26 protein-coding genes are annotated in these 25,999 nt (G+C 29.7%); 2 read left to right on the forward strand and 24 right to left on the reverse strand.

The features are described from left to right. Positions 1-19: 19 nt before the first annotated feature. The 8 genes from M9C80_04910 to M9C80_04945 all read right to left on the reverse strand — a co-directional run bounded on the left by M9C80_04910 (position 20) and on the right by M9C80_04945 (position 6,544). Positions 20-1,774, reverse strand: a complete 1,755-nt coding sequence (locus tag M9C80_04910) for an SLBB domain-containing protein (protein URQ69278.1) — start codon at positions 1,772-1,774, stop codon at positions 20-22. Further along, on the reverse strand, positions 1,771-2,046 hold the full coding sequence (locus M9C80_04915) for an HU family DNA-binding protein (protein URQ69279.1): 276 nt from the start codon (positions 2,044-2,046) through the stop codon (positions 1,771-1,773). The genes M9C80_04910 and M9C80_04915 overlap by 4 nt, the downstream gene beginning before the upstream one ends. A gap of 6 nt (positions 2,047-2,052) precedes the next feature. Beyond that, positions 2,053-3,957: a phenylalanine--tRNA ligase subunit beta gene (locus tag M9C80_04920; GenBank protein URQ69280.1), complete on the reverse strand. Its 1,905-nt coding sequence runs from the start codon at positions 3,955-3,957 to the stop codon at positions 2,053-2,055. Continuing rightward, positions 3,954-4,679 carry a phenylalanine--tRNA ligase subunit alpha gene (gene pheS, locus M9C80_04925; GenBank protein ID URQ69281.1) on the reverse strand — a complete coding sequence of 242 codons (726 nt, stop codon included), beginning with the start codon at positions 4,677-4,679 and terminating at the stop codon, positions 3,954-3,956. Before pheS ends, M9C80_04920 begins: the two co-directional genes overlap by 4 nt. 13 nt (positions 4,680-4,692) lie before the next feature. Continuing rightward, entirely contained in the window at positions 4,693-5,040 is a 348-nt protein-coding gene (rplT, locus tag M9C80_04930) for a 50S ribosomal protein L20 (protein URQ69282.1), read from the reverse strand. A 5-nt stretch (positions 5,041-5,045) separates the two neighbouring features. After that, on the reverse strand, positions 5,046-5,240 hold the full coding sequence (gene rpmI / locus M9C80_04935) for a 50S ribosomal protein L35 (GenBank protein URQ69283.1): 195 nt from the start codon (positions 5,238-5,240) through the stop codon (positions 5,046-5,048). Between the two features lie 18 nt (positions 5,241-5,258). After that, complete coding sequence (gene infC, locus M9C80_04940) at positions 5,259-5,729, reverse strand: translation initiation factor IF-3 (GenBank protein ID URQ69284.1); 471 nt, start codon at positions 5,727-5,729, stop codon at positions 5,259-5,261. Between the two features lie 215 nt (positions 5,730-5,944). After that, entirely contained in the window at positions 5,945-6,544 is a 600-nt protein-coding gene (locus tag M9C80_04945) for a pyridoxamine 5'-phosphate oxidase family protein (GenBank protein ID URQ69285.1), read from the reverse strand. A gap of 74 nt (positions 6,545-6,618) precedes the next feature. On the opposite strand from M9C80_04945, the gene gmd reads away from it, so the two are divergent. Both gmd and M9C80_04955 read left to right on the forward strand, forming a co-directional pair. After that, positions 6,619-7,689, forward strand: a complete 1,071-nt coding sequence (gmd, locus tag M9C80_04950; GenBank protein URQ69286.1) for a GDP-mannose 4,6-dehydratase — start codon at positions 6,619-6,621, stop codon at positions 7,687-7,689. Between the two features lie 21 nt (positions 7,690-7,710). Next, a complete protein-coding gene (locus M9C80_04955; GenBank protein ID URQ70205.1) occupies positions 7,711-8,625 on the forward strand; it encodes a GDP-L-fucose synthase in 915 nt (304 codons plus the stop codon). A 1-nt stretch (position 8,626) separates the two neighbouring features. Here M9C80_04955 and M9C80_04960 read toward each other — a convergent pair whose 3' ends face one another. The 16 genes from M9C80_04960 to neuC all read right to left on the reverse strand — a co-directional run bounded on the left by M9C80_04960 (position 8,627) and on the right by neuC (position 25,999). Beyond that, positions 8,627-9,427, reverse strand: coding sequence for a class I SAM-dependent methyltransferase (locus M9C80_04960; GenBank protein ID URQ69287.1), 801 nt, complete (start codon positions 9,425-9,427; stop codon positions 8,627-8,629). A gap of 24 nt (positions 9,428-9,451) precedes the next feature. Then, positions 9,452-10,648 (reverse strand): UDP-N-acetylglucosamine 4,6-dehydratase, encoded by a 1,197-nt coding sequence (locus M9C80_04965; protein URQ70206.1) that lies wholly within the window; start codon positions 10,646-10,648, stop codon positions 9,452-9,454. Between the two features lie 13 nt (positions 10,649-10,661). Further along, positions 10,662-11,429, reverse strand: a complete 768-nt coding sequence (locus M9C80_04970) for a glycosyltransferase (protein URQ69288.1) — start codon at positions 11,427-11,429, stop codon at positions 10,662-10,664. Next, positions 11,426-12,523, reverse strand: coding sequence for a glycosyltransferase family 4 protein (locus tag M9C80_04975; protein URQ69289.1), 1,098 nt, complete (start codon positions 12,521-12,523; stop codon positions 11,426-11,428). Before M9C80_04975 ends, M9C80_04970 begins: the two co-directional genes overlap by 4 nt. Continuing rightward, positions 12,520-13,806, reverse strand: a complete 1,287-nt coding sequence (locus M9C80_04980; GenBank protein URQ69290.1) for a hypothetical protein — start codon at positions 13,804-13,806, stop codon at positions 12,520-12,522. Before M9C80_04980 ends, M9C80_04975 begins: the two co-directional genes overlap by 4 nt. 104 nt (positions 13,807-13,910) lie before the next feature. Further along, on the reverse strand, positions 13,911-15,110 hold the full coding sequence (locus M9C80_04985; protein ID URQ69291.1) for a glycosyltransferase family 4 protein: 1,200 nt from the start codon (positions 15,108-15,110) through the stop codon (positions 13,911-13,913). A gap of 5 nt (positions 15,111-15,115) precedes the next feature. Further along, on the reverse strand, positions 15,116-16,063 hold the full coding sequence (locus M9C80_04990) for an NAD(P)-dependent oxidoreductase (protein ID URQ69292.1): 948 nt from the start codon (positions 16,061-16,063) through the stop codon (positions 15,116-15,118). Positions 16,064-16,088: 25 nt separating this feature from the next. Continuing rightward, a complete protein-coding gene (locus tag M9C80_04995; GenBank protein ID URQ69293.1) occupies positions 16,089-16,976 on the reverse strand; it encodes an FkbM family methyltransferase in 888 nt (295 codons plus the stop codon). Continuing rightward, complete coding sequence (locus M9C80_05000) at positions 16,976-18,073, reverse strand: hypothetical protein (GenBank protein URQ69294.1); 1,098 nt, start codon at positions 18,071-18,073, stop codon at positions 16,976-16,978. The genes M9C80_04995 and M9C80_05000 overlap by 1 nt, the downstream gene beginning before the upstream one ends. 312 nt (positions 18,074-18,385) lie before the next feature. Continuing rightward, complete coding sequence (locus tag M9C80_05005; GenBank protein URQ69295.1) at positions 18,386-19,231, reverse strand: FkbM family methyltransferase; 846 nt, start codon at positions 19,229-19,231, stop codon at positions 18,386-18,388. Between the two features lie 33 nt (positions 19,232-19,264). Continuing rightward, positions 19,265-19,831: a hypothetical protein gene (locus M9C80_05010; protein ID URQ69296.1), complete on the reverse strand. Its 567-nt coding sequence runs from the start codon at positions 19,829-19,831 to the stop codon at positions 19,265-19,267. Between the two features lie 2 nt (positions 19,832-19,833). Further along, on the reverse strand, positions 19,834-21,300 hold the full coding sequence (locus tag M9C80_05015) for a hypothetical protein (GenBank protein URQ69297.1): 1,467 nt from the start codon (positions 21,298-21,300) through the stop codon (positions 19,834-19,836). Continuing rightward, entirely contained in the window at positions 21,297-22,829 is a 1,533-nt protein-coding gene (locus M9C80_05020) for a hypothetical protein (GenBank protein URQ69298.1), read from the reverse strand. The genes M9C80_05015 and M9C80_05020 overlap by 4 nt, the downstream gene beginning before the upstream one ends. Positions 22,830-22,831: 2 nt before the next feature. Then, positions 22,832-23,722 (reverse strand): class I SAM-dependent methyltransferase, encoded by an 891-nt coding sequence (locus tag M9C80_05025; GenBank protein URQ69299.1) that lies wholly within the window; start codon positions 23,720-23,722, stop codon positions 22,832-22,834. Then, positions 23,709-24,788, reverse strand: coding sequence for a nucleotidyltransferase family protein (locus tag M9C80_05030; protein URQ69300.1), 1,080 nt, complete (start codon positions 24,786-24,788; stop codon positions 23,709-23,711). Before M9C80_05030 ends, M9C80_05025 begins: the two co-directional genes overlap by 14 nt. Further along, positions 24,788-25,999, reverse strand: a complete 1,212-nt coding sequence (gene neuC / locus M9C80_05035; GenBank protein ID URQ69301.1) for a UDP-N-acetylglucosamine 2-epimerase — start codon at positions 25,997-25,999, stop codon at positions 24,788-24,790. The genes M9C80_05030 and neuC overlap by 1 nt, the downstream gene beginning before the upstream one ends.

Genomic DNA, 25,999 nt, shown 5'->3' on the forward strand with positions numbered 1-25,999 from the left:
AAAAATCTCATTAAACTATTTAATTTGAATTATTTAAAACAGATAGAGAAGTTAAACTTAGAGCAATACTGCTTATTATCGGTGCCCAAATTGAGGCTAATTGAAGAGAGGTAGCAAAATTAGTTGTTTGAGGTACGTATATTATTGAGCCTGGATAAATTAATTTTTTATTGCTGTCTTGAATAATAAATGAAAGTCTTGCATTAGAATTCAAATTCTCAGTTTCGCCGTTTGGATGAATGATAAAGATATTATCTTTATCAGCTGTTCTTAAGTATCCCCCTGCCTTATTAATATAAAATTCAATGTCCATATTAGGTGAGTACCTTATTGCACCAGAATTACCAACCTCTCCCTGGACAAATACTTGTTGTGTTATTTGTGGAATCAATAACTGATCTCCATCTTCTAAGATAGTGTCTAGAGATGGATAATTTTTGATTAGATCTAAATCAAATTCAGCAATGATTCTACCAGTTGGTTCTGTTTCCTTAAGTTGTAAAAGTAGATTACCTATTGCGGAATCTTGATTTGCAGCTGATGCTCCATTTGTAATTAGATTTGTTATGAATTCATCATAAAGTCTTTCTTTTGAAGTCTCATTAACTTCTAACGCTTTTTTATTCTCAAGATATCCACCAAAAGGATATGCGGATGATTCATATCCACCTGCGGCAATGATTGCTTCACTTAGTTTTGTTCCCCGATTTAGCTTATAAGTACCTGGATTCATTACAGATCCAAGTATTGTAATTGTATCTACCTTATATTCCCTAATATAGATTGAATCATTATCAAAAAAATTTTCTGCATAAAGTTCGTCTAGTGATAAATTAATTACTTGACTTTTTCCAGACGAGACTCTTTTAAGAACAATATTTTCATAGTCATTGTCTTTAGCAAATCCATTTGCAAAATTTAAAAGATCCTGAAAAGTATCACCCTCTTTAAGTTCATATGTAGCGGGCCTCATCACTCCTGATTCAAAAGAAACTAGTTTTCCTCTGGGGTTTACAACAATGCTATCCCCAGATCTTAATCCATTTGAAAAGTTATATTTACCGTAAATTAATACATCATATATATCCAATATATCAATAACTTCACCAGATCTAACTAAACTAATATTCCTATAGCTACCTATATCATTTATTCCTCCTGCCATACTCAAGGCATGAAGCATATTTGAGTTTCCATTTAGAGTATAAATACCTGGGTTATATGAATTTCCAACAATTAGAATATTTATATCTCTTATATTTTTTAATGAAATATATGCCTCAGTACCAATATAAGAATTCTTAACCTTTGCTTTGATTAGGCTGCTTGCATCATTTAATGACAGTCCTGCAAGGTTAAGCTTTCCGATATCTGAAAGATTAATTGATCCATCTCTACTTATTGCATACTCATCAATATTATCTTTTTGACCAATAAGCTGGATTTCAAGAACATCGCCAAAGTCAAGAATATATGAAGAATCAAGATTTGGCTCGTTTATTGGCATGAATGATGTCTGCATAACATCAAAAAAATCTGCTCCAAATATTGATGAAGCCAAATCATCTTCATCATCTTCATCTTTTTCTTTATCTACAAAAGTAGATGCTCTTCTGTAAACTGGTTCTTCAAGTTTTTTTTCTGCCTCCATTTTACTTTCTAAGTCTTGTCTGACTGTTTCTGGAAGGCTTTCTAAATATGATTCATCTAACTCTTGAGAGTAGGAAACTATTGGAATTAAGAGCATAGCTGATAAAAGAATTTTTTTTGTCAATTTATTTCTCTCTTTACATTCACTGAAGGCTTAAAATTTAATTTATCTACTTCAGGTATTATATATGAATCTAGTGTTTTTGGGTTTCTGCCAATACGTTTAGGTGTTTTTTTAAAACTAAAAGTACCAAAATTGCTTATTTTAACTAATTTAGATTTAGATTTAGATTTAATGATCTCTAAGAATAACTCAAATAAACCTGAAGCATCATTGTTTGAAATTAAAGAGTTTTTTGCTAGATTTTTAATTATATTTTTCTTTCTTAAATTCATATATTATTAAATTCCTGGTATTGATACTCCTTCAATTTTTAAAGACTGATTTACAATGTCATTATAGATTAATTCTATTTGCGATGAGGTAAGTGTTTGTTCTTTAGATTGAAAAATAAATCTAAAACCAATTTTTATTTCTTTTTGCTTTTCATTTTTAAAGTAATCGAAAATAAACATATCCTTAATAAGATCGCTTTTAAAGTTTAGTAATAAATCTTGAAGATCCTTTATTTTAGTATAGTCCTTAATTGAATATGAAATATCTTTAAAAGAGGAAGGTAATTCAGATACAGGACTGTACTTATGAAAATGTTCTGGAGGTTTTGATTTTTCTTTATAAGATAGAATATCATTTGAGAAAATATCAATATCAACTTCTAAACTGACTATTTCATTCTTTATTTTTGTATCTAATGAATCCCTTGATAATATTTTAAAATTAAAATTCTTATTTGGCAGTATTTCTTGAAATATATTTTCTAGGTATTTCTTATTAATTTTTTTTGAGAAATCTTGATAATTCAGGCCCACTCTTCCGCTTGCGATAATAGATAACTTTCTTTTCTTATGATGAACATCGTTAGATGTATATATGTCTGATATTTCAAATAATTTTATTGACTCTTTTTGCCTTCTCTCATTGTATAAAAGATTATCTAATAAAGAGTTAATTAAATTTGTTCTTAAAAATTCTCTGTTTGAATCTAACGGATTATCAACTTTTATTGCTTTATCCGAAGATAGAGGTACAAATGGAGAGTTAATAACTTCATAAAAACCATGATCTAAAAGAAAGTATCTTAATTTATTCTCAATATCTTTTTGATTATGCTTATCATTTTTTAGAACATTTATATCTGCTCTTGAAATATTGTCATAGCCAATAACTCTTGCAACCTCTTCAGCTAGATCATTTTGGGTCTTAATATCACTTCTAAATGCTGGGACTTTTATAACATCATCCTGAATGCCAAACCCAAGCTTCTTGAGATAATTCAAATATTCATTTTTACCTATATCAATACCAATAATTTGATTTATTTTATCAATATTGACTGGTATTTGATGAATAATATTATCTTCATACTTATAAGAAACGATAGACATGTCTATTATTTTAGTATGTTCGGCTACAACTTTAATAAATCTTCTGAGTACGTTATCTTGACATTCATAATCAACACCTCTTTCAAATTTATAAGATGCTTCTGATTGAATATCATACTTAACAGATTTACCTATAATTGCCTCTGGTTTAAAAAAAGCACATTCAATAATAACTGTCTTCGTATCGGCTGAACATGAAGTACTATTTCCACCGACAACTCCTGCAAGATTAATTACAACATTATTTAATGAAAATACTGCATTCTTACCTTTAAGAGAAATTTTTTTATCAAGCAATGTTTCAAATTCTTCATTTTTTTCTATCTCATGGAATACTAGCTTGTTGTTAATTGTATTTGCATCATAGCAATGAGTTGGCTGACCTGTTTCATAGGAAAGATAGTTAGATACATCTGTAAAGAAGTTATTTTTATTTAAACCAAAATCTGAAAAATAATTATCTAAAGAGTTTTTATATGTTTCTGGAACTTGATCAATTTCTAGTTTAAGAAATGATATTTTAGGGCAAATGCTTTGTGATAGATTCTCAAAATCTAGCTCAAGTTCATTAAGTTTTTCAGTAAATACCTCTCGATTAGGTTGAACTGTATAAAAAACAGCTAATTCTCTTAATAAGCCATTTATTGAAAGGCAATCGCCTCTATTAGGAGTGAATTCCATATCAAAAATGCCGCTGTCAATTTCGTGCTCATGGCCAAGTTGAAATAAGCTATCAGATATTTGTTTAATACTGGGTTTTTCTTCTATGTATTGAACTAAATGGCTATAAGATATTTTCATTTGAACTGGCTCAAAAAATCTAAGTTAGACTTATAAAACTCTCTTATATCTGATACCCCATGTTTTAGCATAGCTATTCTTTCAATTCCTAGGCCAAATGCTAGACCGCTATACTTATTTGAATCTATATTACAATTTTCTAGAACAACTGGATTTACTAATCCACATCCTAGTATTTCAAGCCATTTACCTTCATTTGATAGGATATCAACCTCAGCTGAAGGCTCTGTAAATGGAAAGTATGAGGGTCTGAACCTTAATTCAACATCTCCACCAAATAGTGAGTTGATAATTTTATAAATAAGGTCTTTAAGCTGAGCAAAACTTATATTCTCATCGACATATATACCCTCAACCTGATGAAACATAGGCAAGTGAGTTGCATCATCATCCTTTCTATATACTTTTCCGCCAGAAATAAACGCTAATGGTGGTTTTTTTTTAAGCATACCTCTTATTTGAACCGGCGATGTATGAGTTCTTAGAAGAAATGACTTATTTTCAACATAAAATGTATCATGCATTTGTCTTGCAGGATGCGATTTTTTTATATTAAGCATATCAAAATTAAATTCTTCTGTTTCTATTTCTGGTCCATCAATAATCTCAAAACCAAAAGAAGTTAGAAGATTCATAATAGAATCTTTCATATGATTTATTGGATGGAGTGTTCCCCGATCTTCAACTAACTCAGGAGGTAAAATGTCTTTTTGTTCTGACATTAAATCAGTACTTCTAGCTAGTGGCTGTTCTTACAATCTTCTCAAAAGTTGCATTATCAGAAATTGCTATGTCAGAAAGAATTTTTCTATCTAAAGCTATTTCTTTTTTAGACAATGAATTTATAAGATCAGAATATGAAACACCAAGGTCTCTCGCTCCAGCATTTATCCTAGCTATCCAAAGTGATCTGAAAGATCTTTTTTTATTCTTTCTGTCTCTAAAGGCATATTGCATCGATTTGATGTTAGATTGTTTTGCAGTTTTATATAGCCTGCTTCTAGCACCATAATGACCCTTAGTAGCACTTAATACTTTCTTATGTTTTGCTCTTGCTGTTACTGATTTTGTTACTCTTGGCATGGTTATTACCTTCTAATTAATACGGAAGCCATCTTAAGAACAGTTCCACTTAACTTATTTAGACCCCTATTATGTCTTTTTCTTTTTGTAGACTGCTTAGTAAGAATGTGATTTCTATTAGCGCTTTTACTTTTAACAGAAGAGCCTGTCTTCTTAAATCGCTTGGCAGCACCAGAATGTGTTTTTAATTTATAACCCATATTTATTATTCTGTATAATTACTTCTTTTTTAAAGGTGATAAGACCATCAGCAACTGTCTACCTTCAAGAGAAGGCTCTTGGTCTACCTGTGATATATCTTCTAGCTCATCTCTTAACCTATTAAGTAAATTAAGACCAATGTCACTGTTCAATATTTCTCTACCTCTAAAACGGACACTTATTTTAGTCTTATCTCCGTCAAGAATAAAGCTTTTAATCTTTTTTAATTTAATATTATAGTCCCCAATATCTATTGATGGCCTAAATTTAATTTCTTTAGTAGTATTTTTCTTTACTTTAGTTTTTGATGATGCAGTATTTTTTTTCTTATTAAAGAGATGTTTGCCATAGTCTAAAAGCTTGCATACAACTGGATTGGAGTCTTGTGGTGAGACCTGAACGAGGTCCAGAGAAGCATCTTTTGCTTTACCTAAAGCTTGCTCAAAAGAGACTAAACCTTGTTTAGTTCCATCAGCATCAATTAGCATTACCTCAGCAGCTTTAATTTTTTCATTAATTAAAGATGATTGTTTTCTTTGAATAACTATAATCGATACCTAGTGTTAGAGGTTATAAGGAAGTTGATGCATTATTAAAATTTTAACAAGGATATTAAATAATGATTGGTGTAAGGTAATAAATACATATTTTCGTGAATTTTAAACTAAATATAATTTTTGGCAAATTATTTGTGAAAACTTTATTAGGGTTGGAGAAAAGATAAATTCCATTGGGAACCAGCTTTTTTATACAATCGTCTCTTGTTTATCCTTGTTTGGTGCCCTTCCCAGAATTCAAAACAATATGGTTCAAATGAAAAACCTCCCCAGTATTTTGGTCTAGTTAGAGGATACGAAATATTTTGTGAGTTTTTTTTCATTTTTTCTAAGAAATTATTATAGGAATCTACCTCTTTGGATTGCTCTGAAGTTATAGCTAAGATATTTTTTTCTGAATTTCTCAACTTAAAATGATTATCACTAAAACTACTTCTAGTTTTTTTTATTTTTGCTTTTATTCTTATTTGAACATCGATTTTTTCCCAGTAAAAAAGTGCTGAGATTTTTTTATTATCACTGAATTGAATAGCTTTTGGACTTGAATAATTACTAAAAAAAATCCATTCAGATCCCTCGATATATTTTAAATTCACAAACCTTGAATCTACCTCTTTTGTCTTAGAACAAAAAGAACTTATAGCAACTGCTTCTATTGCTGGTTGTTTATGTTTAATAGCAGAGACATAGAAGTTTTTAAATATGCTGTATGGCTTCGATTTGTCAATTTTTTTAAATTTTATCAAAAGAAAAATGGAGTTAATATAAATTATAAATAGTATAATGTTTTAGTTATTAAATAAAAAGAACATTTGTAAATATGAAAAAAATTGCTCTTATAACTGGTATAGCTGGTCAAGATGGAGCCTATCTAGCTAGGTATCTCTTAAAGAAAGGTTACGAGGTACATGGAGTCAAGAGACGAGCCTCATCGTTTAATACCAAGCGTGTTGATGATATTTATGATGATCCAAACGAAAGCAATGTAAATTTTTATATGCATTATGGAGACCTTACTGATGGATCAAATCTCATTAGATTAATACAAGATATTCAGCCAAATGAAATATACAATCTTGCAGCACAATCACATGTACAGGTGAGTTTTGAAACTGCTGAATATACTTCAAATGCAGATGCAATAGGAACGCTTAGAATTCTTGAAGCGATTAGAATTTTAGGTTTAACTGATAAAACCCGTTTTTATCAAGCCTCAACTTCAGAGTTATATGGAAAGGTTCAAGAAGTACCGCAGTCTGAAAAAACACCATTTTATCCAAGATCACCATATGCAGTAGCGAAACTATATGCATATTGGATAACTGTCAATTATAGAGAGGCTTATAATATTCATGCGTCTAATGGAATTCTTTTTAATCATGAAAGCCCTATAAGAGGGGAAACATTCGTAACTCAAAAAATAGCCATGGCGGTGGCCAATATTCATTTGAAAAAACAAAGCTGCCTATTTCTTGGCAATCTTGATGCCAAAAGAGATTGGGGCCATGCCAAAGACTATATTGAAGGAATGTATAAAATAGTTCAAAACAATGAGGCAGATGACTTTGTTCTTGCTACAGGAAGAACTGAAACAGTAAGAAAGTTTGTTGAGATGGCTTTTAAGCAAATTAATAAAGTTATAGATTGGAGCGGTTCTGAAGTTGACGAAATTGGAAAAGATTCGCAGACAGGAGAAACGCTTGTTCAAGTATCACCAAAGTATTTTAGACCAACAGAAGTAGATATTTTAATAGGTGATCCGTCAAAAGCTAAAAATATTTTAGGGTGGAAGGCAAAAACTTCTCTTGAGGATATTGTTGAAGAAATGGTTCGCTACGCCATCATTAACAGCAACTCCACAAAAGAAAAAAATCAATTAGCTGATTTTTAAATGTCTAAATATTTCTTTGATATAAAGGGGAAAAAGATATTTATTGCTGGGCATAATGGAATGGTAGGAAGCGCTGTTCTTAGAAAATTAATTGGCGAAGATTGCATTATTCTAACTGCAAATCGCTCCGATCTAAATCTTATTGATCAAAATGAGGTAAACGAATGGTTTAATGTAAATAGACCGGATGTCGTTGTGTTATGTGCCGCAAAAGTAGGTGGGATACATGCAAATAATGAATTTCCTGTGGATTTCTTATATAACAATTTAATGATAGAAACTAATATTATTAATGCCTCTTACCAGAATAATGTAAAAAAATTGGTTTTCTTGGGCTCAAGTTGTATTTATCCAAGAGATTGCCAACAACCAATGAATGAAAAGTATTTATTAACTGGTCAGTTAGAATCTACTAATCAATGGTATGCCATTGCCAAAATAGCTGGAATCAAGTTATGTCAAGCATACCGCAAGCAATATGGAAAAGACTATATTTCAGCAATGCCAACAAACTTATATGGTCCTGGTGATAATTATGATCTTGCTACAAGCCATGTTATTCCAGCATTACTAAGAAAATGTCATGAAGCAAAAATTAATAATGATGAATTTATGGAAGTATGGGGAACAGGAAAGGTTAAACGAGAATTTCTTCATGTTGATGATTGTGCAGATGCAATAGTATTTTTACTTAAGTATTATTCAGATAATGAACAGATAAATGTGGGTACAGGAACAGATGTCACAATTGAAGGGTTAACTAATATTATCCAAGAAGTTATTGGTTATGATGGCAAACTACAATTTGACACTACAAAGCCAGATGGCACGCCAAGAAAGCTTTTAGATACATCAAGAATTAATTCGCTTGGCTGGAGCCCCAAAATTTCTTTAAAAAAGGGAATACAACAAGTCTATAAAGATTATATTAAATAGGTTATTTATATTTATTTACTGCCCAATCTTTATTAAAAATAATTTCATTGTCCTTTGACTTCTTTAGCCAGGGTTTTAGTTTTGATTTAGAGGTTGGTTTTTTTATAAAAAAGGCAAATAAATTTTGCTGCTTCTTAAAGATCTTTATAAAAACCAAATAAAAGGGTAAAACTGATTTCAAAAAAATTGTCTTTAAAGTTCCTCTTTTTTCCAGAGCAGCGGTACATGGAAATGCAGCCCCATATTTGTATTGAAATTCATGATCGTAGCATGGTGAATATGTATTTATAGTCTTCTCAATTTCCCTTTCAGTCCATCTGTATATGTAATTAGGTATTTGAGTGTTATTAATACCTCCATATTTACAGTCATTATGATAAACAGCTGCATGCTCATATGTTTGAGTCAGATTAAGCCTCTCAAATAGATTCATTAATAATGAATCACGAGATTCAAATGCTAGGACTCCATATTTACAAACTCTAAATAACTCTAGAAGTGTTTTGTGAGGCATTGATGTATGATGAATTGCTGCGTGAATTACTACATAATCATAAGATTCATTATCATAAGATAGGTCTTGAGCATTTTGAAGATCCCATTTAAATGGAGCATATTCTTTTTCAGGAGTTCTAGTATCTAAATTAGTTATTGTAACATTTTCAAACCCAAGCTCATTAAAGACAGATTTATCTAGCAACCCTCCTCCACATATAAGAATAGATGATCCATTATTTGGTATTAATTCTTTCACAGTTTCAAAGTAAAAATCATTCCTTTGATATAAGTTTTTAGATTTCATATTTAAGATTTTTATTACATATTATTACATTTTTTGATCTAAGTTTTTTCCTTTCTCGATATGCTCAAAGTCTGGCAAAATATTCTTAAATAAAAGAACCAATTCTTTTTTAGACCAACTTTCTGATAACCTTATCTTATTAATTTCTCTAATAAAAAAATTGAGTTTGTTATTAGAGAAATCATGAGAGTTTTTAACAATGCCCATATTGATGAATCTATCTAAATCTAACTTTTCATTCTCAGTATAGAATTCTTCAAAATCTTTTTCTCCGGTAGTATCACTTTTAAAGAAGTAACATGGCCACTTTTTCATAGAAATCAATTCTTTACTCCTTATTCTGGCCTCTTCTTCTGTTTCACATTCATATACATCATAGCCATAGAATGCCAAAAATTTCTCAGCAATAGAGGAGAATGTGATTAAATCTAATTCTTCGTTAAGTTTTGGGAATAAGATATCTCTGTTTTCTCCCAACAGACATGAAACTAGGCATAATTCGCCTGATTCCTGCTTTGTTACAAAATACCTTCTAACATCATTTGGTGCAGCAATTGGCTGATTGTTAAGAAATCTTTTATTAAAACCATGCAAGAGAGATCCATCAGAAAATGCAACATTTGCAAATCTAGCTGTAGAAATATCTATATTTTCACTTTCTTTCATTAAAAAAAGTTCCATTATCCTTTTTGAAGCTCCCATCATATTGACTGGATTAGAAGCTTTGTCAGTAGAAACACAAAAGTATTTTGATGTATTAATATTTTTTGCTATTTCTATCGTTTTGATTGTATTTAAAATATTAACGTCGATCATTCTCATTAGTGTGAAAGGATCTTTTTCACTTCTTACATGTTTTAAGGCTGAAAGATTAAGTATATAGTCATATTCATTCTCATTAGTTAAAAGAACTTCAAACTCTCTGCTTCCACAATCAAGTGCAAAGGTTTTAAAATCTCCACTAATATATCCATAAGTGCTTCTTATATTTCTTACTAATTCGACTAAGTTATTTTCACTTATATCAACTGCATGAAGCTTTAATGGATTCCTCTTAAAAATCTCTTTTACAGTTGCTTGACCAATTGTGCCAGCAGCTCCAATAACAAGAAATTTACTAGAGCTTACTATTTGATTAAGTTTTTTGTTAATATTTTTTATATCTTCTTTGAAGAGATGTTCTTTACGATTGATTAGTTTTAAATAATCCATGGAATTTATATTATGTAATATTTTATTGTAATTCTTTATTCTTCTTGAAGGCAAAAATATATTGACCAAATCGATTTAGTATTTTTTTTAGTAAAAATAAAAATATATTAAATTTTATTTTATTTTTCTTAAAGGATTTTATAACTTCTAAATTTTGGTTAAAGATACTTCTGATGTTACCATTTGAAGCTCCACCAACCCTCATTCTTACAAGAGTCTCAGGTATATATTTTGTCTTAATTTTGTCTATTTCCATTAATTTTGACATTAATTCAACATCTGCAGAAACTGAATATACTATATCGAATCTATTTTTTCCTAAAATTGAAGTCTTAATGTAAAAAGTTGGATGAGGTGGAGACCAGCCTAGTCCAAAACTTCCTTCAAGAAAATCATTAGATTTCCAATATCTAATAACCTTATCATTATCCTTATCTACATATACCAAATCAGAAAAGCATGCATCTATGTTATCTGTTAAGGCTGATACAATTAGGTGGACAGCTTCATTTGTGAAAAATGTATCATCAGAATTAAGGAACCCAACTATTTCTCCAGTTGCATTGTTCAACCCTTTATTCATTGCGTCATAAATTCCATTATCAGGCTCTGAAATAACTTTAATATTTTTGTTGTCAAAATTATCAATGATTTGCATGGTACTGTCTGTTGATTGACCATCAATAATAATATGCTCTATATCTTTATATGATTGATTTTTTACCGAATTTAAAGTGTCGAGTATGGTTCTTTCACTATTGAAAGTTGATGTGATTATTGAGACTTTCATCTTGATTTAATAATATCGATCATACTTATGAAGTTATCTTTCATATGGTCAAGTGTATATTTGCTTTCAACAATATTAATACAATTTGCTGAAAGGTTTTCTCTATCACATTCATTAAGTGTTTTCTGCAAAGCCTTTACAAGTGAATCAACATCATGATTTAAAAATGATATTCCTGTAATTTTATTTGTAAATGCACAAAATTCTGGCATTTGTTGCCTCCAGTTGTTGTGAACTACTGATGGAAGACCATAGCTCATGGCATGAATAAGGCTAAGACCAACCTGTCCAGGATAGCAAAATATTTTTGATCGATTTGCATACCGAGATATGTCTTTTTCATTAGAGCTTCCATTAACGACAAAGACTCTATTATTTAATCCATGATTAGAAATCTCATTACTAATAAATAATTTCTCTGCATCATCTTGGGCTCCCATGAGAGTCAGGTTAAAATCTTTACACCTGCTATCTTGCATAGCTTTAAGAAGAATCTCTATGTTGGCTTTAGGCGCAATTCGTCCTAGAAATAATATGTCTATATCCCTTCTTTTATCATTTAAAAGATATCGATTTCTATACTTAATAATATTTTCAAGATCTACTCCATTATTCAAATAAAAAATGTTGTTTTTTCTTTTATGCTCCTTAATAAAATATTCCACTTCTTTGTCTGTATAGAATAATACATAAGGAATCAATTTTATTAATTTATAACGAAGAGAAGCTTTGTAATGTTTTGATGAAGCACTCCAATAATGACCCCACCAAACTAACTTAGCACCTTTTAACCATGATCTTATAATAATTATAAAATTAGAAATTATTCTAATTGAGCCTTCAATTATTATAATATCGTTCTTATTAATATCTAACTTAAAAACTCCTGATTGCCAAAATGCACCTGGAACTTCATAAGTTTTTCCAATTTCATAAATCCATGTATATTTATCTTTAGAACTCTTCATCAATGGCCCTCTTCCTTTATTAAAGGAAGTATGGACCTGAAAATCATTTCCATAAACAAAATGAAGTTTTTTAAAAAAAGTTTGTCTGTAGGTGGGGACAATTTTTTGAATGATCTTTATTTTCACAAGACTTTTTTCTTTCTGCCATTCTTAATTTGAATAAAGTTATATAATTGAGGAACTAATTTAAATAATATTATTATTATAAAAATAGATAAAGCCATTTTTAAACCTCCTGCGATCGTCGCTCGCACTGCATAGAAGCAACAAAAAACATAAATAATTGCATAAAATGCTGAGAATTCTCCTAAACTTGAAGTTGCCTTTCTTGCAAAAATACTCAATAAATTAATTATTTCGCAATATATAAATCCAATGATAAATGATATGAAAGGTATAAAGCTTACCGTAGCAATCATTCCTATAATATACCAAGTACCAAAAGGGGTGAGTTCATATTCACGACTTATATTAATAAAATCCATATAGGCATATTTATTAGAAAATATCTGAGATGGGATCATTTGTATAAAAAAGTCATTTAATAAACTCGACATGGGTAAATATCCATCTAGCGAGGAATGAATAACAATAAGTAGGTTATAAAATGTGTAATATGTTTCAGATAGAAATAGTGAAAAAGATAATTTAAATATTAAAGGTAAGTCGTTCAATATGGTAAATATTAGTCCCACGTCTTTATTTACTCTATAGCTTACAGTAATAGCAAATACAGTAACTATTAGAGAAATGATGGCTAAATATTTTGTAAGTCTTTTAATATTAGTCATTGATAGTAGACTTGTTTTTATTCGAGCTTGATATATTAATTGTGAAATAAAAAGAATAAGTAATCCCCAGAATATTGTTTGCCTTGTTCCCATATATGCAAAAACTGCCATGATTAAAAATAAAGGAATGACTTTAGATATTGATAATTTTCCTGTGGTCGCAATAAAAACAGCATAAATAGAGAAAATAAAATAACTCATAAAAAATGTTAAGCTCACTCCTTCTAAGGTGTATTCGGAGCTTATTCGGTTCCAGTCTAGAAATAATAGTGTTACAAAAAAAAGAATATAGCTAATGTATAGTTTCCAGTCATATTTACTTAAATTTTCTTTTAAAAGTCCTTTACCATTAAGCTCACTTAGGTAATTTATAAATTTATTTTTTCTAAAAATGATATGCATACATATTCCAAGACAAAAATAACTTACAAATTGCAATGCTTTTAAATTAAGGTCATATGATTCAAGCAACGCAAAGCTTTTGTAACTTCCAATACCAACATCATGAGTATTAAATATAAAAAAATTTGTAATAGGGAAAAAAGAATAAACTGAAATCATGCCTAAAAAACCTACTCTATAATCAATTAATCCTTTTTTTATGAATAAAATTACCATTAGAAGTACTAATAAGAAGTATGATATTAGTGGAAAAAAAAACTGAATGCATATAGTTAAGGTAAAACAGATTAAAAATAAAGGGGCGGCAACTATATTTAAATTCATATACTAGATAAGATATTAGAATATTCATTAATAGCAAGGTCTGCAGACGTATCCCATGAGAAATTTTCCATCACTCTTTTTCTAGAATTATTTCCCATTTTTATAATATCTTCTGGACTGTCAATTAGTCTCTTAATTGCAGTAGCAAGATCTTTGGATGAATTTGGTTCAATTAATATTCCGCAGTCCCTATTAATTTGGTAAGGTATGCCGCCAATTTTTGTTGATATTACTGGCAGATTTGAGACCATCGCTTCAAGAATAACTAATGGAAAGGTGTCAGCCCTAGATGGAAATACAAAACAATCAGCAATCTTATAGAGTGCAATTGCTTCTTCATCAGTTAAAAAATCTGTAAAAACATACCTATCCTCATTTTCCAATAAGTCACATTTAGAAATTAACAATTCATTCTCTTTTTTTGATCTTATCTTCCCTCCTATTAATATCTGAATGTCTCGATCGATATATTTTAAAGAGTTAAGTATTATATCTATACCTTTGTTATAAGTATGATTTCCCATAAAAAGAAAGGTAGGTTTATTGGGTTTAATATTAAATTTAGAAACACATTGGTCAAGAAGATTATTACTTATCTCTATATCGTATTTTTTATCATAGCCATTAGGAACAACGCTTATAGTATTATTAAACTTAATATTTTTATTCAATATTTCTTTTTCATTTGGAGATAATAAAAAAATTCCAGCTGCATTTTTTAGTGTTCTTAAAAAGGGAGACATTATCATTGGATATATGGCAAGCCCCTTTAGAGTGCCGATGTTATATGATTTCTTATAATCAAACATTTCTACAAAACCATGTGATGTAATGACATAGGGTATTTTATTTTTTATACATGTTTGAGCTAGTTTCCATAATGCCATTGGTGGGACTGGATTATGAAAGTGAACAATGTCTGGTTTAAAATCTTCTATGTATTTATCAATTTCAGAAGTCCAAAAATAATTTTTTAATTGACTGGGTATGATTCCTGAAATTTTAGATAGGATATTTTGACATTTAAAGTTCTTGATTATTAAATTATCTTTTTGTTCTTCAGAGTTTTTATCAGACATTACTGCAAGTCGCACATCACAAAGCTTAGATGTTGCAATAGATAAATTTTTTGCAGCAGTAACTGCTCCGCTAACTGAGTAACCTGGAGAGGTAATAATCACAGCAAGGACTTTCATTAAGTTTAGTTTTCAAGAGATGGAAGTGTCTCATCATCATCCCAAGTTATTTTGAGAGTATCCTTAATGTTATAACAAGGTTTCCATTTAAGAGATTTTTCTAACTTTGTAATTGAAGCTAAGATAACTGGATTATCAACTTTTCTAAATTTACTAAGATCTTTTTTAATTTCAAAATTTATACCACATATCTCCTTCACGTAGTCAAGTAATTCTCTCATACTGTAAGTAGTTCCTGAACCAAGATTAACAATCCTGCTATCTGGAAGATCTTTAAAGTCTATAGTACATAATTTCAGAAAACCAATAGCAGCATCTCTTACATCAATAAAATCTCTCTTTGATTCAATATTGCCAAGATTTAACTCTTTTCTTCCTTTTTTTAACTGAGAAAATATTTCTGGCAAGATATGTGGATTGGTTTCCCCAGGCCCAATGACATTAAACAATCGCACTATGCATGTATCTAATTGATATCTTTCAGTATAAAGATTTACATAGTGCTCGCCATGTAATTTACTATATCCATAAACATCCACAGGAGAAACTTTGCTTACATCCTCAATTAATTCTTTATCTGAAGGTGAATATACAGCAGCAGAGGATGTAAATATAAATTTTATATTTTTATTTAGGCATTCTAATAAATTTATAGTTGCTAATATATTAGTTGTGCAAGCTAGATCAGGCTCATTCTCACATTGAGGTATAAAATGGATCGCAGCGAGATGAACTATAATATCTGGATTAATATCTTTTATTAATAACTTTGTCTTATTTTTATCTCTTAAATCAATATGATGGAATTTAAATCTTTCTGAATTCATTTTATTAAGTCTATGTTCTCCGCTTAATAAATTATCAGCTACATGAACCTCAAACTCATCTTGAGAAATATTAACTAATTCTCTTCCAACAAAACCATAACCGCCTGTAATTAAAAGTTTTTTCATAATATATGTATTAATTAAATACTTATTATATATACTTACCCCATAATTGATTAGGTTTATAATCTTTAATTTTTTGGGATGCTTTCATATAATTTTTTATAAATAATGTGTTCCCATTGGTTTTTATATGATTCATTTTATGAAGTTCTTTATTTGAATAATCATATCTATATGCATGGTAACCAAGATTATTAAGAAATTGAATCATTTCATTGGTTTTATGATTATACCTTAGGTTATTACCATTGATCTCTGCCAATAAACCTATCATCTCAGGTGAATCTAAGACTTTTAAACCACCTCTGATAACTTCAAATTCTGTTCCTTCAGTGTCGATCTTAATGAATGTCGGATTCGATTCAAACTTTATATCATCAATTCTTTTGATTTCAACCTTAATAGCATCATCGCTTTCTGTAACTAAATGATTTTCAGGGCCTTTTGAATCTGTCATGAAAAAGCTACCGTTTTCATTACCAGCACCGATATTCATACAAGTAACATTCTCAAAATTATTTAATTCAATATTTTTTTTCATTCTATTGAATGAAGATGGCGAAGGTTCAAGACTAAAAGTCTTGGACTTACAAATTCCTCCTGCTAATAGAGAATAAGAACCTAAATTGCTTCCAATATCCAAAAAAACATCATCTTTATCAAGCAAGTGCAACATAAATATCATATCTTCGTATTCATGCAAACCAAAGTATAAATTCCCCGTAAATCCAGTATCACCTTTTTTACAGATAACTTTAATATCATTTACCCAACTTTCAATTAAAACAGGTCTTATTCTAGACAAAATTTGCCATCTAATAATTCTGTAAAAAGTAAAAAAAATATTTCTTTTTGCAAAAGGATGGGTAAATGATTTGATAAAAAGATTAACCAAAGTTCTGATATTTTTTTTCATTATATTTTTTGCAAAAAAGACTGTTTCCAATCTATATATTTTTCAGAAATAGAAATCAATTTAGAAAATTGGTTAGGATCTTCAAAGTCATTACGAGTCTTTTGTATTAATCTATTTCTTTCCTCAGCTAAAGATGAGGCAGCTATGCTTTTAGCACCGTATTTTTTATAAATGGGTAGTTTTAATCCTTGCGAAAGTAATTTTCTTGGAACCTTTTGTCTAGCCATTTCTTTAATTGTTTCTTTGTTGATTTTAACGTTTAAGTGGGACGATACTATATCAATCCATTTATTTGGATTTGTAACAAATTCCTCAAATGGAATAAAGATTAACCTGCTATCAAATAAATTCTCAGCAAAATCAGTATTAAAGTAAAAATCAAAAAACCTTTCGATATAATTGATTAAATTCTCCTCGTGGGTAAGATTTTCTTCATCAAGGAAGACTTCTTTGTTGGAGTAAAAATCTAAATAAGTTCTTGAGATATCTTGATCAACCGCCCTAAAGGTAAAATCTTTTTCTGAATGAGTATCAAGAATATTATTGCCTAATATTGAAAGCTGCTCATACATTAACAAAGGATCTCTCACGGTTTCTAAAAAAAGTAATCTACTCTTAAATGCATTAGCTATAGATGGAAAAAGGGGAAGTAAATGACAAGTTGTAAAACATGATATCGGTTTGTTATTTTTAATAATTGGAACTACGTGATCATCTCCAGCATTGAAAAGCCTTTTAAAATAATCTAATTTTTTGGTTGATCTAAACACACTTGATAGATCAGAGGGTCTAAAATTAACTGACCTTGACATCTGTTGATTATATATAGATTCGTCTACGACCATCTTAATAAACTCCCTATAGCCTTCTGGAGACATATTATTTGAGTACAACATTGATGAAGCCCATTCTATAGGATACATAAAAGTCATTAACTCAACTTTAGGCAAAGAAGCTACTATTGGAGAAATAAGAGTTTTTCCGGAACCATTGAAACCATTTATAAATATTACAGGATTGTTAAAAGATGAGGATTTTTTTATAGATCTGTTATTTGAATTTTTTTTATTACCAGAGAAAATGTAAAAGGGATCCATGCTGAGCTATTGATTAAATATACGACGATTATAAACATAAATCCTTTATTATTAAATCTTATTCAAGCACTATTAAAGAATGTATGCAATTGCAATAACTTGCTTACTAGCAATGTAAGATAAAGAAATTGCATGCGTTATGGTCTGGATAGTTTTTTTACTAACTGCTAAGCAATCTTAAACAAATGAGAGGCAAATGCCCTAAGTAATAGAAACTATAATATTTTAATCTATTTATATCTAAATTAATAAAAGCTTTAACTACGATCAAAAATGTATTGAGCTAAATGTATGACATGATCAAGAATGAGTTTATTTTGGTTCTTGAAATTTAGAATTAATACAAATTAAACTATCATCAATTGGGATTATTGCATAGTTTTCTGTTGCCAAATATTTAATGAAACTATTTGATGATCTTAGTAAATTAGCAGGCTCATATCTATCATGAATTTCAATAATTATTATTGCGCACCTATCAAGCCAAGAAAGATTCTTTGAAAATATTTCATTTTCACCGCCTTCTACGTCAACCTTTAATATAAATAAATCATTTTCCTTAATGAGGTTACTTATTTCTTCTGGTCCAAATCCAGGAACAGATTCTATTGATTCTTTTTGAGATTTTGCAAACTGTTTACTCCCATATTCACTCCCATTAATGGAACCTTGAAAGAATCCCGGTTTTGAATCAGAATTAAAGTACCCATAGATTGGAAGAAATTGTGATTTATGAATTGAATTTTCTTCAAACAATCTAAAATTTTTTTTTAGTACATTGAAATTATTCCTATCTGCTTCGATACCAATAACTAATTCAAGGTGAGGAAAATCATTATAAATAGCCAAGCTAGCTGAGCCTATATTAGCTCCAAGGTCAATTAATACATTTGGACTTTTTGTAAGTGGAAAGGTTTTGGTATATTTTCCAATTCTATTAACTCCTATGTGAATTTCATTCATTCTTGACATGTCTGAAGGTATTTTTCTCAGATAAATGTCTCTCTTTAATACTCTATATTTGAAAAGCTTAGTTGAATTATTAAATTTAAATTGAGTAACTGGTTTTAAAATTCTAAAAAGTATATTACCAATAATAATGCCAACTCTTCTTGCATTTGAAAATAAAAAGACCCTAATTACTGTTAATGGCTGCATGACGTTATTTAATTATTTCTTATTGTTAAACATCTAAATTTTACTTTTTTCGTTTTCATTAGTAAGTTGTTTTGTATAAATTATATCTTCTTTGGAGTCTTTGTACTTGATAACAATTAGTTTATTGCATTCAAAGATATTTAGTTGATTTAATTTAAAAGAATTTTTTAGCGATTTACAAAACTCTGTGTCAACTTTGCTTGTTGTAAAAAGAGTAGTTTTAGCAATCCAATCATCTCTGCCATATCCATTAAGAGCATTATATTCTATGAAGTCATTAAAAAATTTATAAACCATCTTTCTATACTCTACTAAATTAAAACTATGTTTCCACCTGAAATGAAAAACTATTTTTTTATTGATGAATATACCGATACCATTATTTTCAACATTAATTTTTGAAAATTGAGTGGAGTTGAAAATCTTTTTGATTTCTTCAGCATATTTATCTTCAATTCCTGCAAATAAAGTCAAATGAAGAGATGGCGCAATTAAATATGAATTATTTTTAGATGTAACGCATGAGGAAAGAATTTGATCAGAGTCTTTCTTTAAATTCTTAAGTGAGTTTTCATCAAAATATAATGCGATTGCTAGCACGTTTATAAATCTGTGAGTCTTTTAATATTTCTTAACAAACTAATTATTGGAGCTCTAATTGATTTATTTTCATAATAAAATTCTTTTGGCTCTATTTGATCTAAATTTTTAAAGGAATTATTGCCAAAAGAAGAAAAATACACACCCCAAGCTAAAGCATCATCATAATTGCCAATTTCATTAGAATCAGAAAGAATGAAATTTTTTATATCATTATGTGATTTTGCAGTTTCAAAACATTTAAGGTCCTGAAACATGTTTCTTCCAACAAATAATACTGGCTTACCTCTTAAACATGATTCAATAGAAATAGATGAACCAAAACCAATAACCTTTTGGCACTTATCAATTAATGAGTAACTACTAAAATCTGATTCAGGTCTTATATGAACAACGTTATTGGGTGCATTTTTAATTATTTTATTTAGCCTTTCTTTTTCACCGCCATTAATATGTCTTGAGTTTGGATGCCATCTTACAACTAATATTGCACCACTAGGTATCGTTAAATCATCTTGTAGAAATTCAATACCATCATAGAAAGTTTTGCAAAAATCTTTTGATGTGTCATAGCCGGGGACTCCAGCAAATTCAGAGTATGTCCCAGTAAAAACAGCAATAATTTTTTTATTTTTGTGCTTTTGAAAAAATTCAGTATCAACTTTATAATTCCTTGAAAATTGATAATACCCCAAGTAGTTTATTTCCTTATTTTCACTTTTATTTTCTTTCTTGCCACTTGCAACACTAAAAAATTTATTTCCTCTGTCAATAAGACTTTCTCTCTTAGTTGGATCTTTTAGATTATATTTTATTTTATCAAGCTCTTTTATGGCGCTAGGAACATCATGAACAGTCCCAACATTTTTTCTAACAAGAATTTTGTTATATCCCCCACCTGATATGAAGGTAAAATGATCAATGTTTAGTTTTTTAGCAGCATATACTGATGGACCATCGCAAGACCTTCTCCCATTCCAAATATATATTTCTTTTATATTATTATCCTTTATATAATCCAATGTAAATTTATAGATTCTAATCGCATTTAGCATCAAGTCATTGATTCTTTTTTTGTGTATATTGGTATCAAAAAAGCTATCATTAAGTTCAGTAACAATTGTTGAATAAACCATATTGCCAATTGGTGCATCTTCATACTTATAGTTTTGTAATTCTTCTATTGAAGAAATATTAAAATTTATCTTTACTGAAGAATCTAAATCAATATATGCCTTGATATACTTTTTATCCTTAAGAATTTTATTGTTTGTATAATAAGTTTGGGCTCTACATGCAGCGCATAAAAGGAGATTTTTTTTTGGATTTGCTGGACAGCCCAATAAATTTGATTTACACGAAATGAAATGAACCTTCTTTGATTTTTTAATATTTTGTATAGCTAATTCTATGGCCTCAGCATGATGTGAAATCCAGAGAGGTGCTTCAGAAAATATTGCAATGTTCAATTAGATACTCTCTCTATAATAGCATCTGCGATGTTGTTCACCGCTATATCTTTATTTTTTGATGATATAAAAAATTCTAGATGATTGTTATTTAATGCGCCGTATATCAGCGATGTAGAAATATTTTCGATGAATTTAAATAAATGACCTTCTATTTCTTTAGGTTTCATGTTCATATATTGATGTATGGCATTTTTAGTCGAATCTACATCAAATACATATTGAGAAGCATTACAATCAGTATGCCAATTTTGTGAAAATATCAAAGAAGGCTTGCGATTTAATAAAGTTTCCCATCCAACTGATCCAGAAACGGTTGCAGTAATTTTTGAGCGAACAATTAACTCATTCTGAGGAAATTCTGAATCAATAAAAAAAACATTTTTAAGATTATTTATAGTTTTATAAAAATTAATGCTTCTCGCATGAAAGGTCCTTAAATCATACTTAAATTGCTTTGGGTGTTCTTTAACAATTATGCACCAATCATCTGGTATAGATTCTGAGATAATTTTTATCATTAACGATTGGTCATCGAAATAACCCCCTTCTGGATTTGTTGATCTTTCAGGCTGAAGATGAAGCGATACATAGATAAAATTTTTATTAGGAAGTTCTTTTAATGCAATTGAATTATAAAAGTTTTTAATGCTATTTATCTTGGACTGAAATTTAAGATGAGTTAAAAGAAACTCAAACCACGAAAAATAATTATATGCTGCAAATGTACTTTTTTGCGAGGTATCTTGTGTTGCTTTTTTATGAATAGTCGGTTTGCCTTCCTTAATAATTCTTAAAGTTGTTAATAATCCAGAGAGGCCCAAAAGACCGGCAAAATCTTTGATTAATTTTTTAATAGGCGGAATTTTTTTATTCCAAGCGCCTCCGATTTGACCCTTTGTAAAGTTCATATCTCTTAAGTTAGCAAGTGATAATTTTTTTATCCTATCGTCATCATTGAGAGTTAATATATTTTTATTGTAGGTGTAATCTATATTAGTTTTACTAGGTCTGAAATCGTTATCAATATATAGATATCCTCCAATACCTGTTTTTCTTAGAAAAGTCGTTTCAATATCATTATGTTTTGCAAAGTAAAACAATAATATATCCCATGGCATATGAGGTACATTACAAAAAATAATTGAAGATACACCTTTCCTAAAATTAAAATAATTCTCATAAAAACCTAAAAGAGTCCAAAAATAATGAATTCTCTCATTGGTCGGCATACCAAGAGGATCTATTCTGTCAAAACAAGTAAGAAAAGTTTGCAAACACTCTAAATATTGTGAATTCTTAGACTTATCTATAATTGATATTGAAAAATCAATGTTTAAAGAATGCAAACCTGAGATTGAATAGAGTAAGTTAGCATCCAAATGTTCTAAGTCATTCAAACTGGAATATTTCTTTGGTAATGTGTGACTAATGAGATACTTGAATTTATCAGGTTTTTTTGAAACAAGATTTTCAGACACATTGCATAAATGTTTGTCACCCATGAAATCACATATTAAATAAGACATTTTTAGTTACTCTTTTTATAAGCAATAGCGAAAAGGGTATCTGATGTTTTGTTTTTTTCGTGCCAATTACAATAAGATTTATTTAAATCAGAGTCATATCTCGATGCATATTTTATATGTCCGCCAGGCTTTCTATCATTAAGCCAACCAAAATGATTCTGAAATCCATATCTTTGAATAAATGAGATATCGATGTTCTTGAAACCAGAGGCACTAATAATCTTTTCTAATGAATCTTCAGTATGGAGAACTAGATGCTCATTCCAAAATGTAAAATCTCTAAACTCAGGCAGATTAACATTTTTAATTAAAAAATCGTTTGCATGAGGAACTTCTATAACAAGCATAGCCCCTGGACACATTTTATCATGCAAGATTTTAAGAAAATCAATTTGATTCGGTATATGCTCTAAAACATGAAACATGGTTAAGATATCAGGTTTATCTTCAACGAATTTTACGTCTTTATGAACTTTTACGCCTAAGTTGTTTTCTACATATTTAACTGCAGCTAAATTTAATTCAGCTCCTTCTATTTTTTTTGAAGCCTCTTTAGCAAGATTAAGAAAGCCGCCCCATTCAGAACCAACATCCAGAATATACTCTGAATTTTTTATAAATCCTTTTAAATATTCAAATCTTCTAAGATCATCTTCAAAATATCCATTCTGATTAAAATAGGAATCAAAACCTGCTGCTCCAGGAGACTCAATATAGTGATCTTCAATGATATTGAATTTTTCTAGAAAAATTACTCCAGATGATTCATCGATGAGAACATTAAAACTACCATCTCTTGTTTTATCATGAAGTAATTTAATTGTATTTGGATTAATAGCCTTAACATTTTCAAGGTCACTAAATACAGGATTTGTTATGTTAAAATTTTTCATCTTTAATTGAATTATACTCTTCCTGATTGCCTATATCTTTCCAATCTTCATGCATTGGGTACGCAATAGTCCTTAAGCGATCTTTTTTCATATCTAAAAATAAATTTGGCATATCCTTCCTTGATCCGTCAAGATAATTAAAAATGCCAGGATTAAGCATATAAATTCCAGTATTTATGTAACTAACGTATACTGGTTTTTCTTCAAAACCAATAATATCTAGATCATGAGTACTAACCACACCAAAATCACTTTGTACTTCATGCGGTCTCACAACCATCGTTGCATCTGATCTTTGTTTTAGATGGAAAGAAATTAATCCTTCAAAGTTTACAGAGGTTATTATGTCTCCATTCATAACCAATAATGGCCCATTCACTTTGTTTCTTAGATGGTATAAGCATCCTGCAGTTCCAAGTGGTTTATTTTCTTCAACATACGTTATTTCAACATCAAGAATTGACCCGTCTTTGAAGTAGTCTTTAATGTGATTCGCAAGATAATTTACAGAAATAAATATTTTGTTATAACCATACTTTTTTAAGTTATTAATTATTATTTCAAGCATTGGTTTGTTATTTATTAAAAGCATTGGTTTAGGACAGTTTTTGGTTAAAGGCATAAGTCTTTTTCCCATGCCCCCTGCCATTATTAGTGCAGACCTTTCAATATTGTTGTCTATGCTTTCTTTATTTTCAAAATTATTAATTTTAAAAACTAGTTCTACTATCCTACCTTTTTTATCTAATATCGGCAGTGAAGACACTTGGTGTTTGTTTATGTAATCTATGCACTCTTTATCTGAAGTCACTTTATTTAGAAATTTCGGAGTTGCTTGCATTGCTTCACAAACACTTGACTTTACATCAAACCCACCCAAGAGAGATCTCCTAATATCTCCATCAGTTATTGATCCACAAAGTTTAAAATCATCTTTTGATACCACATAAACAATTTTTTTGTTTTTATTTAGGGTTTTAATTGCATCAATTATTTTTTTATCTTCAGTGATAAGAAAATCTTTAGTTGGTAAGTCTTCAACTGAGATCCTTGATAAAGATGACATTATTGAAACCATCCATCCTTGACATTACCTTTCAAAGTCATTTTTTTTCTGATGAGGTCCTGATTCAAATCAATTTCTGCTAAGACTTTTGCAATTTTTGGTCCTGCATCTCCCATCCAGTATGGATTGTCTCCTTTTCGACATAAATCCCTAAAATTTTCATCAAAAAGGCATTTTTTAATAGCTTCCTGTAAATCAGATGAAGAATAATTACAATCAATAACATTGACACCCCTTAATCTTCCATCCTGTCTTGAGCCAATATTTACGGTTGGGCATGAAAAGGCTGGCGTTTCTTTTAAACCAGAAGAAGAGTTACCCACACAGGCAACTCTAACACCTTGTTCAGATAAAGATAATATTCCATGGTATAAATATCTTCCTAAAGATCTATGGACTTGGATGTTGCTATTAGATGATTCTGAGAATTCATTAATTCTTTGAATAATTTGTTTTCCTCCAGCATCATTATTTGGATAAGTAATTATAATTTGAATGTCTTCATTAGAAAGTCTAGCTAGTCCTTCGAGGCATGGATTTATCTGATCAACAGATTGATCAAACTCTGTAGTGACAGAGTGTTGTGTAAATAAGATAATTGGTTTATTTAAATCAAGATCAAGCTCTGAAACTATTTCATCTTTGGTAGCAAAATTGTTCTCAGATATTAAATCAATAGCAGGAAATCCAACGGTGTGAACTCTCCATTCCTCTTCTCCAAGACCCAAAATTCTATTGGATGCTTCTTGGTTGGTTGTAAAGTGAATATGAGATAATTTTGTCATTGCATGCCTTACAGAATCATCAAGAGCACCTCCCTCTGTGATATCACCACCTTCAATGTGCGCAGTAGGTATATTCATTTGAGAGGATGCTATAACAGCTGCCAACCCTTCAAATCTATCTGCATAGACAACCATAATATCTGGTTTCATTTTTGCTAATACCTTGCTAATTTCTAATATGCCAGATCCTATTGCTTGGGCAGTTGCAAATAATGTTTTTGCATCCATCTCAATTTTTATTTCAGCATCTATTTCGAACCCATCTGAACGTATTTCTTGCAAAGTTTTTCCAAAGTTTTTATCCAAATGAGCTCCAGATACCAATAACTTATGTTCGAGATCAGGATGTTTTTTTACCGCTCTAAGAATCGGAAACTGAAGTCCGTATTCAGCCCTGTTGCCTGTAAAAATTGCTATTTTGCGCAT

This window comes from SAR86 cluster bacterium, assembly GCA_023703615.1.
Classification (GTDB): domain Bacteria; phylum Pseudomonadota; class Gammaproteobacteria; order Magnimaribacterales; family D2472; genus MED-G85.